Origin of the sequence: Dyadobacter pollutisoli, from assembly GCF_026625565.1 — a bacterium.
GTDB lineage: Bacteria > Bacteroidota > Bacteroidia > Cytophagales > Spirosomataceae > Dyadobacter > Dyadobacter pollutisoli.
Genome location: NZ_CP112998.1, coordinates 878583 through 893571, shown reverse-complemented (window position 1 = coordinate 893571; position 14989 = coordinate 878583). Strand labels below are relative to the sequence as shown.

Sequence of the window (14989 nt, the reverse complement as noted above, 5' to 3'; positions counted from 1 at the left end):
TTAATCCAAATATTATTTTTCATGATGCTATGCGTCATTACCCCGCTTTTCGCCCAAACCCCGCGCACGGTTTCAGGCTGGATGGAACTGGCCGACAACGAACCCGATCCCCAAAAAGCATTAACCTACTACCAGCAAGTTTTGAATCTCAAATCAGATGGGCCGATCGCGGCGGAGGCTTTAAATGGCTCTGCGATTCTTTTGGCCGGGCCGCAAATGCGTGAGCTTGCGAAAGCCATCTCGTTTAGCAACAGGGCTATTGCAATGGATTCGACCAAAGCCAAATACTATGTGCAGCGTGCCTACACTTACGTGGAGCTAAATGACTATCTGCGGGCTGAGAAGGATTATAAAAAGGCAGTGCGAATGGCGCCGAAGCATGGAGATTATTATAGCGGCCTGAGCTACTGTCAGTTTAAAAATGGCAGGTTCGACGAGGCCGAGGCGGCGGCTCAGAAAGGAATTAATCTTGATCCGAAATCACCTTACGCATATCGGAACCGCGGCAGGGCAAAACTTCGCAGGGGACAGGCCGACGAGGCGATTGCTGACTTTCAGATATGCATTGACCTTAATCACACCCAATTATTCAGGGTGTATTGTGACCTCGCGGAAGCTTATGAGCAAAAAGGCGACTTTCAGAATGCTTTAAAATTCTTCTCGCAATCAGTTCAAACAGACCCGAACTATTATGATGCGATGATTGGTAAAAAGAATCTGGAAGAAAAGCTGAAAATCGCAGCACTGACCTCGCCGCCTGTCAATGCAACTTTCGCCGGTTCACGGGTGGCCCTGGTTGTAGGTAATTCGGAATATAAAACGGCCAGAAAATTGCAGGGGCAGCCCGTCAATGACGCCAAAGCCATGCAAACGCGGCTCCTCGAACTTGGTTTTGATACGCTGAGCGCCATTAATGCCGATACAGAGGAAACATTCAGGAAACTGGATGCTTTTTATGAAAAGGCAAAAAAGTCCGATGTAGCGCTGGTCTTTTACGCTGGTCACGGGATACATTATAACGGGGAAAATTACCTGTTGCCAGTTGACGTGCCCCGTACAAAGTCTCCTGGTTTTGCAGAAAAGGCGATTTCTGTTACAACATTGATCGATAGATTGCAGAAACAAACTCCCGGTTTCTGCGTGATCATCATGGACGCCTGCCGTGAGGACCCTTATTTCAAATCCGAATCTGACTCTGTGGCAACAAAAGCATTTAAGAAAGTATATGTCGAGAATCAGATCCCGAACTGTTACGTGGCGCTGTCCACCTCCGAAAATGGATTCTCTTATAACAGTCCGAAAAACAATGGATTCTACACAAGTTCCCTGCTGAAAAACCTAAAAAAAGGCGCGCGAATGGACGAAGTTTTCAGGATTGCCAGAGGTGAGGTAATGGACGAGGCAGTTAAATTCGGCTCCAAACAAGAACCCGTTTTTGATAATCGCGCGCGGGATATTCTGATCCTTTGATAGTATTTCTGAAAATATTTCGACGTCTGATTATCAACCTCTTAAAATTTCAGCAGAATACAGTAAATTGTAACCGTTACTACATTTTAGTAAAGACCCTACTCATTTCTCTAACTTAATCTTCAGTGTTGCATGGGAGTAAACCTATACCCTCTCAAATTTGCCGGTAGCTGTACATTTTACCTTACCCTTCTTGCATTTAACTGCTTGGCTCAAAAGGAAGTACCGATTAATATCGTACTAAAAAATGTAACGGTGCGCGATTTCAAAGCGCCTTATACAACGCTGCCTGTGCTCGTTGAAAAAGACGAGTCCCGCTATCCCGCTTTGGAAATCAATGAGCAAACGACTTTCAAAAAAGACCGCCGAACCAGCCTGCCACTGGCCAATCTGAAACAGGGAATGCGCGTAGTAGTGACGATCGATTATCTACAGGAAAGCAACAAGGCAATCGCCAAAGAGATTATGCTGGACAATGGGTATTACACTACCACAACGCTGGAAGGCATTTTTGAAGATATTTCGGGCGAACGTGCCTATGTCGACGGGCAAACCGTAACGCTCGTTAAAGACAAAAAAATAAAAGGACAGGAGGGCTGGAAAGGAAAAGAGTTTTCCAAATTCAGTGATATGCAGCTCGGCTCGTCATTGAGATTGCGTGGAAAACGTGACCTTGATGGCGTCATTAATGTAGAATCTGGCACGGTAACGCCCGTGCTGATGGCCGATGACGACCGGATGCTTCGCAAAGGAATGTCGCTGGTTATGAAGGTGAACCTGGATGAAATAAAAATCGGCAACAAAAAAAGCATTCCCATTATTTCCGCGCGAAGTTTGCAGGCCTACATTACCACGATCGGGGACAAACTGATCCCGAACTACCTGAAAAAGCTTCCGCTAGACCATCCCGATCGCGTTGATTTTCGTTTTTATATTGCCAATGATGAGCTGGTAAATGCAGCCGCATTACCTGATGGGGTCGTTTTGATCAACACTGGCTTATTGAAGGCTGTAAAAAACGAGGCGCAACTATCCGCAGTGATCGGTCACGAAGTCGCCCACGTGCTTTACAAACATCACACAGCAAAGATGCGCAACAGCAATGACTGGAAAGGAGTACCGGCGGCGGCAGGGATTGTGGCAGGCTCTTTGGCAGGGGCAGACGCGGGAGCTGCGGCATTAATGCTCTCAGAGGCGGTTTCGAAAATGTCAATGAATTCTTTCAGCCGTAAAAAAGAGAGCCAGGCAGACCGGATAGGACTGTATTACATGGTAAATGCAGGCTATGACCCACGTGAAGCTGCAGCATTTTGGTTGGGAAGAATCCAGGAGGCCCAGGAAAAAATTGACGAGAAACAGATGAAAAATGCCGGCCAGGCGCTCGCCCTTTCGCTGACTGGAAACGACTCGTCGCTGGAAGATGATGAAGACGACAAGGAAGATGAAGTGTCCGCGCCTGTGTCGAACTATGACGCAACCCATCCGAAATTGAAAGACCGCTTTGTGAACCTCAATTTCCTGTTGGCAACCACCTATTCAAGTGTGGATTACAGCAAATTGAAAACCGGAGAGGAAGACTACAAAGCATTTATGGACGAACTGACCGGTAAGAAAAAAGCACCTGCCGCACCTGGCGGCTCGACGGATGCCAGGAAAAAACCGAAAGGAAAGACGCCTCTCAAACAAAAAAGCGGGGCAACAAAGCCAGCGGCCACTAAACCTGGGACCAAAAAGTGATGAGAAATAGTTCTTTGATCAAATGGATGTTGCTGGCGTTCATAATCTTTTGCGGCAATCCGTCGACAGCTGTGAGTACCTTGCATTTTATCGTTTTTGCAGATACTGATGATCCTAGTATCGGTGAATCAGTGCTCAAAACATACGTGTATCTGACCAGCGACCTGCAAGCCACATTATCAAAATATTCGGGGCTCAAAGTGGTGGCAAAGCCATTTTATGGCCCTGATTGTAATGTGGCAAACCTCGACAAAACGGTAAATGAGCTTAATGTTGGGCCAAACGATGCGGTGCTTTTCTATTTTGTCGGCCACGGCTGGAACCGCCGTTTGAGTACTTATCCCTCCATGATTTTCGGAAATGCGAATACCGAGCGGGTCAATCTGGAACAATCATCCCGCGATCTGGAAGAAGTTTACAAAAAGCTTCGCGCCAAAAACCCACGCTTTTCACTGGTTGTTGCCGATGCCTGTAATGGCGACAGAATGGACGAGCCACAGGTCACAAGCACCCGCAAGGTATTGGTAATGAAACCCGTAACACCGAACCCGTCCAGCCTAGTCAAGCTTTTCAACAATTTTCGAGGCGGCATGATCATGAGCAGTTCGCAACGCAATACATTTTCATATAGTGATCCAAAAGGCGGCTGGATGAGCCTTTCTTTCCAGAGTGCTATGGGTGAAATGTATTCGACCAACTACACCGGAGAGGTTTCCTGGGCAAAGTTTGCCGATCGTGTGAAGGAAAAAACGATGGCAGAGGCACAGAAGAATGACACCGAGCAAGAGCCTCAGTATAGTATTAAAGACATTTATCCGGTTATCGGCTCTGCAACCCTGGCAACGACCCAGCGCAGTGTTTCATCATCTGAACCGGGCAAAACTTCGCTGTCCAAAGAGCCGTGCAAATCAGTTACAAACTATGTAAATGAAACCGCACTTTCGGGAATCCGGGAAGACCTCCCGATGCTTATTGAGATCTACGAAAAAATCGACAGTGATAATGCGGTAGAATACGCCGAGACATTCTCTCTTTTTTACAAAAATCAAAAAGCATTTTACGACAACCTCGGGCAGGCCGTATTTTATCAGGTAGATGGAGTGCCCCAACATTGCAAACCCAGCCTGCAAACGGTGACTGGCTGGGTGGGCTCAAATGCGAAAGAAGTCAATCAGCGTTATGCGATTATTCAAAAATATGCCTCGCAGCCAAACCGGCTGGTACAACAGGCGCGGAACGACCTGCCTACCATTATTCAACGACTTGAAGAGATCCTAAAGGAGTTGGACAGGTAATATCTTGGTGAATAAATATATGTTGGCTCAGCGAGCAATACATTAGGGTTTGAAGAATGGTGCTTGCTTCATCAAAGGTTAGGCCACCAGGCAACCGGTAATCAACAGCTGGCATGATTTCGTCTGACAAAACATCGACATCAAAATGGATCCAGAAGCGGCTATTCTCCGTTAGCAGATGATCCTTCACTTTCGCCAAAACGGGAATAATACCCTCATTGTGAACCGTTTTCAGATCAAAGCAGCGGATATTTGAATCTTCGATCCGATCGCTCCCCCATTTAGCTGCTTCATCAGCGTCACGTTGCCCTATCTGTACGACATGCTTTTCAAGTGTATAAGGATATTGACCATCTATATTGGTTAGCAGATCCGGCCCACGGCCCACAACCAATGCTAAATCCATCGACGCAGCTTGGCCATTCGGCTCGGATTCCGGCCCGTAAAAGTCGGCATGGGCGTCGATGTGGACGAGACCGTAGGTCCCCTTTCGTTTGAGAGCCAACATGCAACCGAACAGAATGCTGCAATCTCCGCCCAAAACAACCGGAAAGGAGCCCTGATGGCGCACTTCGGCAACGGCGTCTGCCAATTGGCGTGAATAATCAACAATGGCTTGGGCGTTAAGCACATCATGTTCCGAGGCACGTTCACCAGAAAAAGTTTCTAAATGAAAAGGTACGAGCCGAGGCGAGGCAGTGCCTTTAAGAAATCCATTGAGTTGTAACGCGTACGGCAATAGCTCGATTCCCGAAGGCCATAAACCCAAAATCGACGGGGCTAAAATGCGTTGATAAGATCGGTCCATGGTTCATTCGCTGTTTTCAGTTCAAGTTAATTGACCGGTGGAGAATCACTTTACTAAATAAGGTTCGAGTCTGCCCTACTTTTTACAGGTACTTTCCAATGCTACTGCATATTCTTTTTGAATTGGTTTCCCCCCGAGCTTTTCACATATATCATAAAATCGCAGCGCATTATCACAGTCCTTTGTTAAAAAATAGGCAACTGATAGCTTATACGATGTATTTTGGTTTAAGCTGTCAATCAAGTACGATTTTGAAAATAATGAGATTGCCGACGATAAGGAAGCCGTGTCCTTACTTTCATGATATCTATTCATAAAAACAGTAGCCTTATCTGTCAGGATATTGGAATTTTCAGGATTCTTGCTTAATCCTTCATCATATTGTTCCAATGCTTTTATAGTATCATTAAACGTAAAATAAATGGCTCCCCAACCCCAAAACACATTTTCATTTTCTGGATCCAGAAGCCAGGCTTGATTAAAGCGATACATTGCCGTTCTTACATCGCCCCTGTACAGATAGTTAAAGCCAAGTTTGATTAGCACTTCTGAGGCATTACGCCTACTTCCCTCCTGCTTTATATATTCGTCAATGAGTTGGCTGTCGGAAGCCAACTGCTCCTTGGTTTTTGGTTTATCACCGTATTTTGGAAGAAGCCTGATATTTTCCTTTGCCTCTCTTTTCCATTCCTTGTAACTCATTTTTTGTGCAATGGATGTGTAAGAAATGCAGATGCAAATAACCGTGAAAATAAATCTCATTTTGATTCGTATTTTTTTATCGTTGTAATCTCTCTTTATTCTTAAACCTGCCGACAAACCAACTCGATTCGCCCTAACTTTGATGCTGTACTCGGCAGTGCGTGGCCTTAGTTTTTTGATTTAAGCGGAATTCACTGGAAACCGCACTTAATATAACTTTGATAACCGTCATCGTATTGCTGGTTCTGTTTCTTTCAAGCCATTACGGCTTATTCCAGAGCATGTAGTTGTTCGGTAAACGAGGTAGCGCGACCGGGAAATACAGATTGGCATGCTCATTCAATCCTTTGAAAACATGCACAGCAAACGTCAGAAGAAAATTGCACTACCGGAAGCCACGGAAGTGCGGTACGTATCCATAGATGACATCATTTTCTGCCGTTCGAGTAACAGTTACACAACTTTTTCTATCAAAGGAGTTGGGCCTATAACCGTCAGCAAACCAATTGGTGAATACGAATTTCTCCTAGAGCCGTACGGTTTCATACGAACGCATCAATCATTTCTGGTGAACAAAAACCGGATCTTATCCTATAAAAAGGAAGACGGAGGCTACTTGTTAATGGAAGGAGGTGAACAGGTCCTGCTAAGCAGACAAAGGAAGCATTTATTGAGAGAACTATTTATCTGACCAAAGGCTAAAATACTATTGCTTAGAGCTTATAGCACAACCTTCTAAAACAACAGTCAAAGTTTTGGCCTTTTCACTAATTGACATTTCGGTACTCGTTAGGTGTGACGCCCACCTTTTGCTTAAACAGGCGGGTAAAATGCTGCTGGTATTTAAAGCCGAGCTCATCCGCTATTTCATTGATGGATTTCGCAGGGTCAAAAATCTTGCCCTTCGCTTCGTCAATCAGTTTTGATTGAATGTAATCCAATGCTGTACAGCCAGACTCTTTTTTAATGAGATCACCAAAGTAATTAGGAGATATATGCAGTTGCTCGGCACAATAGGCAACAGTCGGCAAACCCAGCGTCCGCCCCAGGCCGGATTTGAAATAATCGCTGAGCAGGTTTTCAAAGCGCACCAGGATGTCCTTATTGACGTGGCTTCTGGTAATAAACTGCCTGTCATAGAACCGCATGCAGTAATTCAAAAGGAGCTCTATATTGGAAACGATAAGTGTTTTGCTGTGCTTGTCAATGTTGAGTTCTATCTCGGTGTCGATTTTCTGTAGGCAATCGTTGATGGTCGCTCTTTCTTTTTTAGATAAATGCAAAGCCTCATTTACCTCATAAGAAAAGAACGAATAATCTTTGATCTGTTTCCCCAGGTGCGTACCGGCAATCAAATCGGGGTGAAACACCAGCGCCCTTCCCCAGGGTTTGATGATCTGGCCGTTGCTATCGATCCCATATACCTGTCCGGGTGATATGAACACCAAAGTACCATCTTCATAGTCGTAGGGCTGGCACCCATACCGCATGTCACCGCATTTGACGTATTTGAGGAAAATAGCATATACTCCCATATACCTCCGAAAGTATTGGTAGGTTGGCATCTGATCAAAATTTACTACACTTACCAATGGGTGCCGGGTGTCTACCCCCATTGCATCATTGTACTGTTTTATGGTATCGATCCTGTCCAGGTGTTCCATAGCGCTAATGTTTTAGACAAATCTAGCGAACTGATGCGTGTAATAGGTCTCATTTCCATCAATTCAGTAAAAGTGGTAAATACTTCTGTATTCTGTATAAATGCAAAAAGACGGTAATGGCGAAATTTGTAAAACAATCAATCAGCACACCACATGGGCAAAAATAAATTTCTTAAATGGACACTGCTTTTTGTCTGCACAATAAACCTCAGTACGATGCATGCACAGCATAAAATTAACAACGCTGCCGCTTTAAATGAACACCAGCAAAGCATGGCGGCCATCGCGGCACTGACTGCCACCGGCAACATGCCACCACTCCAAACGGCACTCAGTACAGGATTGGATGCAGGTCTCACGGTCAATGAAATAAAGGAGGCGCTGGTGCAGCTTTATGCCTATTGCGGCTTCCCGCGGAGCCTGAATGCGATAAATGCCCTGATGTCCGTGCTGGACGAAAGGAAAGCCAAAGGGATTAAAGATGCGGAAGGGAAAGACGCGGCCCCCATCACAATCGCAGATAAGTACGAGACCGGTAAACGCACGCTACAGCAATTAACTGGCAAAGAAGAAGGAGGACCAAAGACGGGCGTCAATGCCTTTGCGCCCATCATTGATACGTTTTTAAAAGAGCATTTGTTTGCGGATATATTCAGCCGTGATGTATTGAATCATCGTCAACGCGAATTGGTGACGATTTCTGCTCTGGCGGCCATGGCTGGCGTGGAGTCGCAGCTGCAGGCACACATCACGATGGGCAAGCGCACTGGGGTTACGGATGGGCAGTTGATTGAACTGGCAGGACTGATCGAAAAGTATGTCGGCAGGGCGCAAGCCAATACTTTAAGGAAAGCGATAGCGCAGCCGGCACTACCGGTTATCCAGCCGGACATGATGATTAGAATCTCCGAGATCGAGATTCTACCCGAATACCTGGCAGCGTATAAAGCCATTCTCGGACAGGAATCATCAGAATCAGTGAAAATCGAGCCGGGGGTGATTGCTATTTATCCTATGTACCAAAAGGAAAACCCCGGCCAGATCAGGATCGTGGAAATCTACGCCAACCAGGCCGCTTACAAGTCACATTTGCAGACCCCGCATTTTCTGCATTACAAAACGACGACAATGAAAATGGTCAAGACATTAAAACTGGTGGATATGTATGCAATCGACCCGCAAGCCATGAACCTGGTATTTAAAAAACTAGGAAGCCAATAACACCGGGCAACGTATAATAGGATCCGGTATCACCATTAAGCTAATTCAACATCATGAAAAATATTGTTTTAATAGCAACACTCTCAGTGATCACCCTGAGCGTACATGCCCAGACCACTGTCAAAAAGCCCCTCAATAAAAGGGCACAGGCCACACCACACGCCCCAATACCATTTGGCAAAGAAGCCTTTCAAAAGTCCGAGCAGACCGTGATCAGATGGATGGGCAATGGTGGTTTTTTTATCAACAGCCAAGGAACCACCTTGATGGTTGATCCCTTGTTGAAGGGATTCGACATGCCGGTACTTTTCAAAGCGCCCATTGAGCCAAAAGATGTTCCCCGTTTGGACGCCGTGCTAATTACCCATAGCGACAACGACCACTATAGTATTCCAACACTGACAGATCTTGCTCAGCTTACCGGGATGTATCATGCTACTGCCTATGTCGATTCGCTAATGAAAAACCAAGGATTCAGATCGACCGGACACGGAATCGGTGACGTTTTTGATGTCGGAAAGATAAAGGTTACCCTGACCCCTGCCGATCATGACTGGCAAAATTATGCTCCCAACAAAACAAGGCATTTTAAAAAGGCGGATTGCGCGGGCTTTCTGATCCGGACAGCGAACGGCACGATTTGGGCAGAAGGGGATTCAAAGTTGATGCCCGAGCACTTGACCATGGTTCCCCCCGACGCTATCCTGTTTGATTTTTCCGACAACGAGTGGCATTTTACGCTAGAGGGCGCTCTAAAAATAGCCAGTGCCTACCCCGATACGCCTTTACTATTATCTCACTGGGGCACCGTGGATGCACCGGATTTTACACCGTTTAATGCAGACCCCGAAGTTCTTAAAAAACTGGTGGTAAATCCAGGCCGCGTGGTTGTGCTGGCACCCGGTGAAGCCTATGTGTTGAAACCGCTGAGGGAAAAGCAATAAAATCATCTCCAATCCATCCTAACAATCAGATTGCTAAAAACCACTATGGATGAAATCAAATGACTTCAAAGCATTCCAAATCGAGAGCCTGTGCAATTATGTCCCTTCCTTTGGCAGGAAGGACCTATACCGGATTTGTCTGGTCACCGGTGAAAGCAGGGTCTATTTTGCCGATAAATGCGTAAACCTGTCGGGTACATGCCTGTTTTTCGGCAACATCAATACGCCGTATTCCTGGGAAATCGTATCTGATACCCAAAATGGCTATGGTTGCCTGTTTACCGAAGATTTCCTGAAAGGCGCCGAATACTTTGATAACATAGGATCGCTGTCGGTGTTCAACATTGGGAACCTCCCCGTATATGAATTGCAAGATCAAACACAGATTGCCAATGTCAACTTCATTTTCAAAAGGATTTTAGAGGAAAATGGCGGTGATTATGTAAAAAGGCAGGAAATGATCAGAAGCTTTATCTGTATTCTGGTCCATGAGGCATTAAAGTCCAGGGCCGTTGCGGGCTACTCTGAAAGGACAGCTCATAAAACAGCTTCACTAAGGATTTCCACGCTGTTTCTAAGAATGCTGGATACACAATTTCCGGTTGAAAATAAAAGAAAGTCCATTCAATTCACCAAACCGACAGACTTTGCAGGGCGGCTCGGTGTCCATCCCAACTATCTCAACAGGATGCTAAAAAAAGAGACCGGAAAGACCATTTTGAAGATCATCAACGAAAGGATCATCACCGAAGCCCGGATTCTCTTACAACATACGGATTGGAGTATTTCAGAAATAGCCCACTGCCTGGGTTTTGAATATCATTCCCATTTCGACGGTCTATTCAAAAAGATCACAGGCCTGAGCCCGCGCATCTATCGGGAAATGGTTTGAATTTTCAAGGCAAATAGGAATGCTGCGACTAATCAACATTTTAGCCCTGCAAGCCGAGCAATTAAGACAAACTTAAATCGAAAACAGATGATAAAGCCTGTTGATAAAATCATCACTATTGAAGAACACTTTATGCTGAAAGAAATCTCACAGAAGGTATCCGAATTCAATAGCACTCAAAATAGTGGAAGAGCAGCCGTAAGCAGCGTGCAAAAAGACTTCATGGCAATGGCTTTGCCTACGGCCGACATTGAAGATGTAGGACAGCGGCGCATACAATTTATGGATGCCGGCGGGATCGATATGCAGGTGCTGTTCTACGGACCTTCAAGTCCTCAGAACATCACCGACAAAGCACTTGCCATTGATTTATGCAGGGCCGCCAATGATGAACTGGCAGCGCTTATTAAAAAGTATCCTACAAGATTTTCCGGATTTGCCGTTCTGCCGGTGGTTGACCCGCTAGCCGCAAGTGCAGAGCTGGAAAGGTCTGTGGCTGAGCTCGGCCTGAAAGGCGCTATGCTGTCAGGAACATTTAACGGAGCGTTTTTCGATCAAGCTGAATTTTTCCCGATCTTTTCAACAGCCCAATCCCTGGATGTGCCTGTTTATATGCATCCTGCTATCATTGCCGAACACATTGCAGGATATTACTATCAAAGTACCGACTGGTCTGCCGTTGCAGCCGCGATGTTTGCATCTGCCGGTTACGGCTGGCATGTGGATTCCGGTATAGGCATCGTCCGCCTGATCGCCTCTGGGCTGTTGGATAAGTTGCCAGGACTGAAGCTCATTTCGGGGCATTGGGGTGAATTGGTACCTTTCTTTCTAAACCGGTTGGATGACCAGTTAGGCAAAATGCTCAAAGTGGACCGTAAGATCTCCGAGTATTATCGGAGTAATATTTCTATCACGCCCAGCGGCCTTTTCTCCGAGGCCCACCTGCTATTTGCCTTGTCCCAGGTCGGTTCAGACCAGATTATTTATTCGGGCGATTATCCTTTCTTGATTGATGAAAACACCCGTGGCTTCCTGGACAATGCTGCTATATCCGACGAGGACAAAAATAATATTGGCTATAAAAATGCCGAGCGGCTACTGCACCTGTATTAAGTTGAAAGATGCTTTTAATCATCTCTTAAGTCTAACGACGGATGTTGAATTGGTTTGAAATTCATAAGCATTGGTGCTAATGCGCTTAACACGGTACGGGTGACCAGTCGTAGCTTTGCCATCAAAAAGGAAAACTTATGAATACGATAATGGTCAATACGACCTTAGGCAAGGTTGAAAATATCGAAGAGGTTTTAAAGGGAGAGTTTGCCGTAGTGGCAGAGTGGCAGCAAAAAGGAATCCTAGCACACATTTTCGTGAAAGAGGCAGGCGGTGGCGCCGTGCTGGTCTTCAATGAAACCGACTTGGGAACGGTAAAGCAACTGATCTCCCAACTACCCCTTTCCAAACATTTTGAAAAAACCGAATACACACTTCTCGACAAACAATTTTAAAATATGAAGAAAGTACTGTTTGTGGTTACAAGCTGTGACCAAAAAGGAGACACGGGGATCCCCACCGGATTTAACCTGAGCGAGGTCACGCACCCGCTTTCGGTCCTGGAAGGTGCCGGTATCCGGGTGGATATTGCATCCATCAAGGGCGGGGCCGCGCCGCTGGACGGGTTAGAGGACTTAAATGACCCTGTCAATGCGAAATATTGGACGGACGATGAGTTTCGCCGCAAAATTGAACATACGGCCAATTTGGAAGATGTGGATCTGAATCCATACGATGCGATATTCTTTGCCGGAGGCCATGGAACGATGTGGGATTTCCCCGAGACGCCGTCGGTACTCAGCGCCATCCGTGAAATCTACGAAGACGGCAAGATCGTTTCAGCCGTATGCCATGGTCCGGCAGCCTTCGTAAACGCTACACTTAGCGACGGCACTTATTTAGTTGCTGGCAAAAAAGTAGCTGCATTCACTAATGATGAGGAGGAGGAGGAAGTGCAGTCTACGAAGGTAGTACCCTTTCTATTGGCTGAGGCCCTGGAAGCCCGCGGCGCATTGCATAAGCAGGCGCCGAATTGGAGTAATAACACCGCCGTAGATGACCGCCTTATAACCGGCCAGAATCCGCAATCAGCTTCGAGTGTAGGTAAGGCGCTTTTAACTGCTTTAACTTAAAAGGAACGTAAAAGCCTGTTTGCTTGCCCGCAGACAGGCTTTTACGTATTTATCAAATCAACAAACCAAAACGTAATGAAAACAAGCAACAACACCATATTAATTACCGGGGGCGGAAGTGGAATAGGGCTCGCGATAGCTCAAAAATTCCTCGAAAATGGCAATACAGTTATCATTTGCGGCCGAAGAGCAGATAAGCTTGCAGAAGTAAAAAGCAGGTTTCCTGGCCTGCATACCAGGGTTGCCGATATCAGTAGCCCCGACGACAGGATTGAACTTCGTGATTGGGTTACTTCTAATTTTCCCGGTCTGAATATCCTGGTGAACAGTGCAGGGATTCAAAACACTTTTTTTATAAAGAAGGAGAACACGGTCGAGGCAATAACCAGTGAAGTGACGACTAATCTGATTTCGCCTATACACCTCGCAAATCTGTTCGTGCCGCATTTGATCAAACAAGAGGAGGCCGCCATTATCAACATTACTTCCGGGCTTGCATACATCCCCGTCGTAGCGACGGCAGTATACTGCGCCACCAAGGCGGCCCTTCATTCTTTTACCCTGTCCGCACGGCATCAATTAAAAGATACTTCGGTCAAAGTCTTCGAAATAGCGCCACCCATTGTGGACACCGAGCTCGGGCACCAGGGTTCACACAGGGAGCGTGAAGTAGAGGGCATTTCTCCTTCGCAGGTAGCTTCCGAAACATTTCAGGCAGTGCAGAATGATCAATTTGAACTGGCCATCGGCATGGCCCTGAACCTTTACCGCGCCGCTCATAGCGACAAGGCCGATATGGTCTTTAACCAGGTCAACCGGTAGGTTTCGGCTCTAACTCCCAACATATTACTAAGCTAAACTGAAATGAAAAAAGCAACAACATTTAAAAATAAGGGCCTGAAAATGGCAGCTGAAATCCATCTCCCGAATGACTTCACAGAAACCAGTACATATCCTGCGATTGTATGTATCCATCCCGCTGGGGGTGTTAAGGAACAGACTATCGGATTGTATGCTTCACGGTTGGCAAAAAATGGATTTGTGGTATTGACGTTCGATGCTTCCTATCAGGGCGAAAGTGAAGGGTTGCCCCGTTATTTGGAAGATCCTACCGCAAGAGTGGAAGATGCACGCGCGGCTGCTGACTTTTTGTCTACCCTTCCTTATATTGATACTGCCCGTATGGGTGTATTTGGAATCTGCGCGGGTGGTGGATATGCGATCAGTGTAGCGCAAACAGAGCATCGGTTCAAAGCCGTAGCGACAGTCAGCGCTTCTCCTATGGGCGAGGGATTCAGGAACTTTCTTGGCAACGAAACACCCGCCCCGGTTTTGCTGGATATGCTTACCAAAGTGGGGGAACAACGCACAGCCGAAGCGGAGGGCGCCGAACCTCTCTATATGCACTGGGTACCCGAAACAAAAGAAGAGATCAATGAAAATACGCCCGACTTATTGAGGGAAGGCCACGACTATTATAGAACGCCCAGGGCCCAACATCCAAATTCAGTGAATAAATACCTTTTTACGGGAACGGACAGAATGATGGCTTTCTCGGCATTCGATCAAATAAGCTTGCTGCTTACGCAACCCATCCTTTTGATCGCAGGAAGCAAGGCGGATACCAAATTTTTCAGCGATCAGGCATATAGCCTGGCGTGCGGGGAAAAAGAGTTATTTGTCGTGGATGGTGCTACCCATATTGCTCTGTATGACATACCCCAGTACGTCGACCAGGCGGTCGGCAAGCTAACGGAATTCTATAGCCAAAAGCTGGCAGTTTCCTGAGGGCATTAATGCGCCCGCAACGGTGCCACATAAAACAGTGCAGGACCATTTGACCTGCGCTGTTTTCATGAACTTATTTAATTTTGAACCGTTTTCTTTCAAGTCTGATTAATCAGTCCTGTAAAAAGCCGATAGCCAATATATCCTCCCTCTCGACCCGTCAACATTGTGGCTCTGTCCGACCCATACAAAATTTACTGAAACCTCTCGGGCCGTGAATGAGCAGTGCGCCATTTCGCTCACAGGATTTTGTCGGGTCGGTTCTATTTCGCTGCTTACGCC

The 14989-nt window shown here is 46.3% G+C and carries 15 protein-coding genes; 12 read left to right on the top strand and 3 right to left on the bottom strand.

Annotated features, from left to right (window positions below):
* Positions 1-21 precede the first annotated feature (21 nt).
* The 3 genes from ON006_RS03830 (at position 22) to ON006_RS03820 (ending at position 4502) form a co-directional block, all read left to right on the top strand.
* A complete protein-coding gene (locus ON006_RS03830; RefSeq protein ID WP_244823984.1) occupies positions 22-1470 on the top strand; it encodes a caspase family protein in 1449 nt (482 codons plus the stop codon).
* A 132-nt stretch (positions 1471-1602) separates the two neighbouring features.
* Positions 1603-3207 (top strand): M48 family metalloprotease, encoded by a 1605-nt coding sequence (locus ON006_RS03825; RefSeq protein ID WP_244823983.1) that lies wholly within the window; start codon positions 1603-1605, stop codon positions 3205-3207.
* Positions 3207-4502: a caspase family protein gene (locus ON006_RS03820; RefSeq protein ID WP_244823982.1), complete on the top strand. Its 1296-nt coding sequence runs from the start codon at positions 3207-3209 to the stop codon at positions 4500-4502. The genes ON006_RS03825 and ON006_RS03820 overlap by 1 nt, the downstream gene beginning before the upstream one ends.
* On the opposite strand, the gene ON006_RS03815 is transcribed toward ON006_RS03820, so the two are convergent.
* Both ON006_RS03815 and ON006_RS03810 read right to left on the bottom strand, forming a co-directional pair.
* Positions 4459-5310: an arginase family protein gene (locus ON006_RS03815; protein WP_244823981.1), complete on the bottom strand. Its 852-nt coding sequence runs from the start codon at positions 5308-5310 to the stop codon at positions 4459-4461. The genes ON006_RS03820 and ON006_RS03815 overlap by 44 nt on opposite strands.
* 75 nt (positions 5311-5385) lie before the next feature.
* A complete protein-coding gene (locus tag ON006_RS03810) occupies positions 5386-6012 on the bottom strand; it encodes a tetratricopeptide repeat protein (protein ID WP_244823980.1) in 627 nt (208 codons plus the stop codon).
* A gap of 331 nt (positions 6013-6343) precedes the next feature.
* Between ON006_RS03810 and ON006_RS03805 the strand changes: the two genes are divergently transcribed.
* The gene (locus ON006_RS03805) at positions 6344-6703 is read left to right on the top strand and encodes a LytR/AlgR family response regulator transcription factor (RefSeq protein ID WP_244823979.1); all 360 of its coding nucleotides are present in this window, start codon (positions 6344-6346) and stop codon (positions 6701-6703) included.
* A 76-nt stretch (positions 6704-6779) separates the two neighbouring features.
* Here ON006_RS03805 and ON006_RS03800 read toward each other — a convergent pair whose 3' ends face one another.
* Entirely contained in the window at positions 6780-7676 is an 897-nt protein-coding gene (locus ON006_RS03800) for a helix-turn-helix domain-containing protein (RefSeq protein ID WP_244823978.1), read from the bottom strand.
* Positions 7677-7892: 216 nt separating this feature from the next.
* On the opposite strand from ON006_RS03800, the gene ON006_RS03795 reads away from it, so the two are divergent.
* The 8 genes from ON006_RS03795 (at position 7893) to ON006_RS03760 (ending at position 14707) form a co-directional block, all read left to right on the top strand.
* Positions 7893-8897 (top strand): carboxymuconolactone decarboxylase family protein, encoded by a 1005-nt coding sequence (locus ON006_RS03795; protein WP_244823977.1) that lies wholly within the window; start codon positions 7893-7895, stop codon positions 8895-8897.
* A 53-nt stretch (positions 8898-8950) separates the two neighbouring features.
* Positions 8951-9841 (top strand): MBL fold metallo-hydrolase, encoded by an 891-nt coding sequence (locus ON006_RS03790; protein WP_244823976.1) that lies wholly within the window; start codon positions 8951-8953, stop codon positions 9839-9841.
* A 49-nt stretch (positions 9842-9890) separates the two neighbouring features.
* The gene (locus ON006_RS03785) at positions 9891-10733 is read left to right on the top strand and encodes a helix-turn-helix domain-containing protein (protein WP_244823975.1); all 843 of its coding nucleotides are present in this window, start codon (positions 9891-9893) and stop codon (positions 10731-10733) included.
* An 87-nt stretch (positions 10734-10820) separates the two neighbouring features.
* Positions 10821-11846, top strand: coding sequence for an amidohydrolase family protein (locus ON006_RS03780; protein ID WP_244823974.1), 1026 nt, complete (start codon positions 10821-10823; stop codon positions 11844-11846).
* A gap of 137 nt (positions 11847-11983) precedes the next feature.
* A complete protein-coding gene (locus ON006_RS03775) occupies positions 11984-12241 on the top strand; it encodes a hypothetical protein (protein WP_244823973.1) in 258 nt (85 codons plus the stop codon).
* A gap of 3 nt (positions 12242-12244) precedes the next feature.
* Entirely contained in the window at positions 12245-12919 is a 675-nt protein-coding gene (locus tag ON006_RS03770) for a type 1 glutamine amidotransferase domain-containing protein (protein ID WP_244823972.1), read from the top strand.
* Between the two features lie 75 nt (positions 12920-12994).
* The gene (locus ON006_RS03765; RefSeq protein WP_244823971.1) at positions 12995-13741 is read left to right on the top strand and encodes an SDR family oxidoreductase; all 747 of its coding nucleotides are present in this window, start codon (positions 12995-12997) and stop codon (positions 13739-13741) included.
* Positions 13742-13783: 42 nt separating this feature from the next.
* Positions 13784-14707 (top strand): alpha/beta hydrolase, encoded by a 924-nt coding sequence (locus ON006_RS03760; RefSeq protein ID WP_244823970.1) that lies wholly within the window; start codon positions 13784-13786, stop codon positions 14705-14707.
* The last annotated feature ends 282 nt before the right edge of the window (positions 14708-14989 follow it).

Excerpts from the sequence above, each read along its gene's own strand:
- ON006_RS03830 (WP_244823984.1), top strand. The coding sequence starts at position 22 with ATGATGCTATGCGTCATTACCCCGCTTTTCGCCCAAACCCCGCGCACG.
- ON006_RS03800 (WP_244823978.1), bottom strand. The coding sequence starts at position 7,676 with ATGGAACACCTGGACAGGATCGATACCATAAAACAGTACAATGATGCA.
- ON006_RS03765 (WP_244823971.1), top strand. The coding sequence starts at position 12,995 with ATGAAAACAAGCAACAACACCATATTAATTACCGGGGGCGGAAGTGGA.
- ON006_RS03815 (WP_244823981.1), bottom strand. The coding sequence starts at position 5,310 with ATGGACCGATCTTATCAACGCATTTTAGCCCCGTCGATTTTGGGTTTA.
- ON006_RS03790 (WP_244823976.1), top strand. The coding sequence starts at position 8,951 with ATGAAAAATATTGTTTTAATAGCAACACTCTCAGTGATCACCCTGAGC.
- ON006_RS03780 (WP_244823974.1), top strand. The coding sequence starts at position 10,821 with ATGATAAAGCCTGTTGATAAAATCATCACTATTGAAGAACACTTTATG.
- ON006_RS03775 (WP_244823973.1), top strand. The coding sequence starts at position 11,984 with ATGAATACGATAATGGTCAATACGACCTTAGGCAAGGTTGAAAATATC.
- ON006_RS03805 (WP_244823979.1), top strand. The coding sequence starts at position 6,344 with ATGCTCATTCAATCCTTTGAAAACATGCACAGCAAACGTCAGAAGAAA.
- ON006_RS03785 (WP_244823975.1), top strand. The coding sequence starts at position 9,891 with ATGAAATCAAATGACTTCAAAGCATTCCAAATCGAGAGCCTGTGCAAT.
- ON006_RS03810 (WP_244823980.1), bottom strand. The coding sequence starts at position 6,012 with ATGAGTTACAAGGAATGGAAAAGAGAGGCAAAGGAAAATATCAGGCTT.
- ON006_RS03760 (WP_244823970.1), top strand. The coding sequence starts at position 13,784 with ATGAAAAAAGCAACAACATTTAAAAATAAGGGCCTGAAAATGGCAGCT.
- ON006_RS03795 (WP_244823977.1), top strand. The coding sequence starts at position 7,893 with ATGCATGCACAGCATAAAATTAACAACGCTGCCGCTTTAAATGAACAC.
- ON006_RS03825 (WP_244823983.1), top strand. The coding sequence starts at position 1,603 with ATGGGAGTAAACCTATACCCTCTCAAATTTGCCGGTAGCTGTACATTT.
- ON006_RS03820 (WP_244823982.1), top strand. The coding sequence starts at position 3,207 with ATGAGAAATAGTTCTTTGATCAAATGGATGTTGCTGGCGTTCATAATC.
- ON006_RS03770 (WP_244823972.1), top strand. The coding sequence starts at position 12,245 with ATGAAGAAAGTACTGTTTGTGGTTACAAGCTGTGACCAAAAAGGAGAC.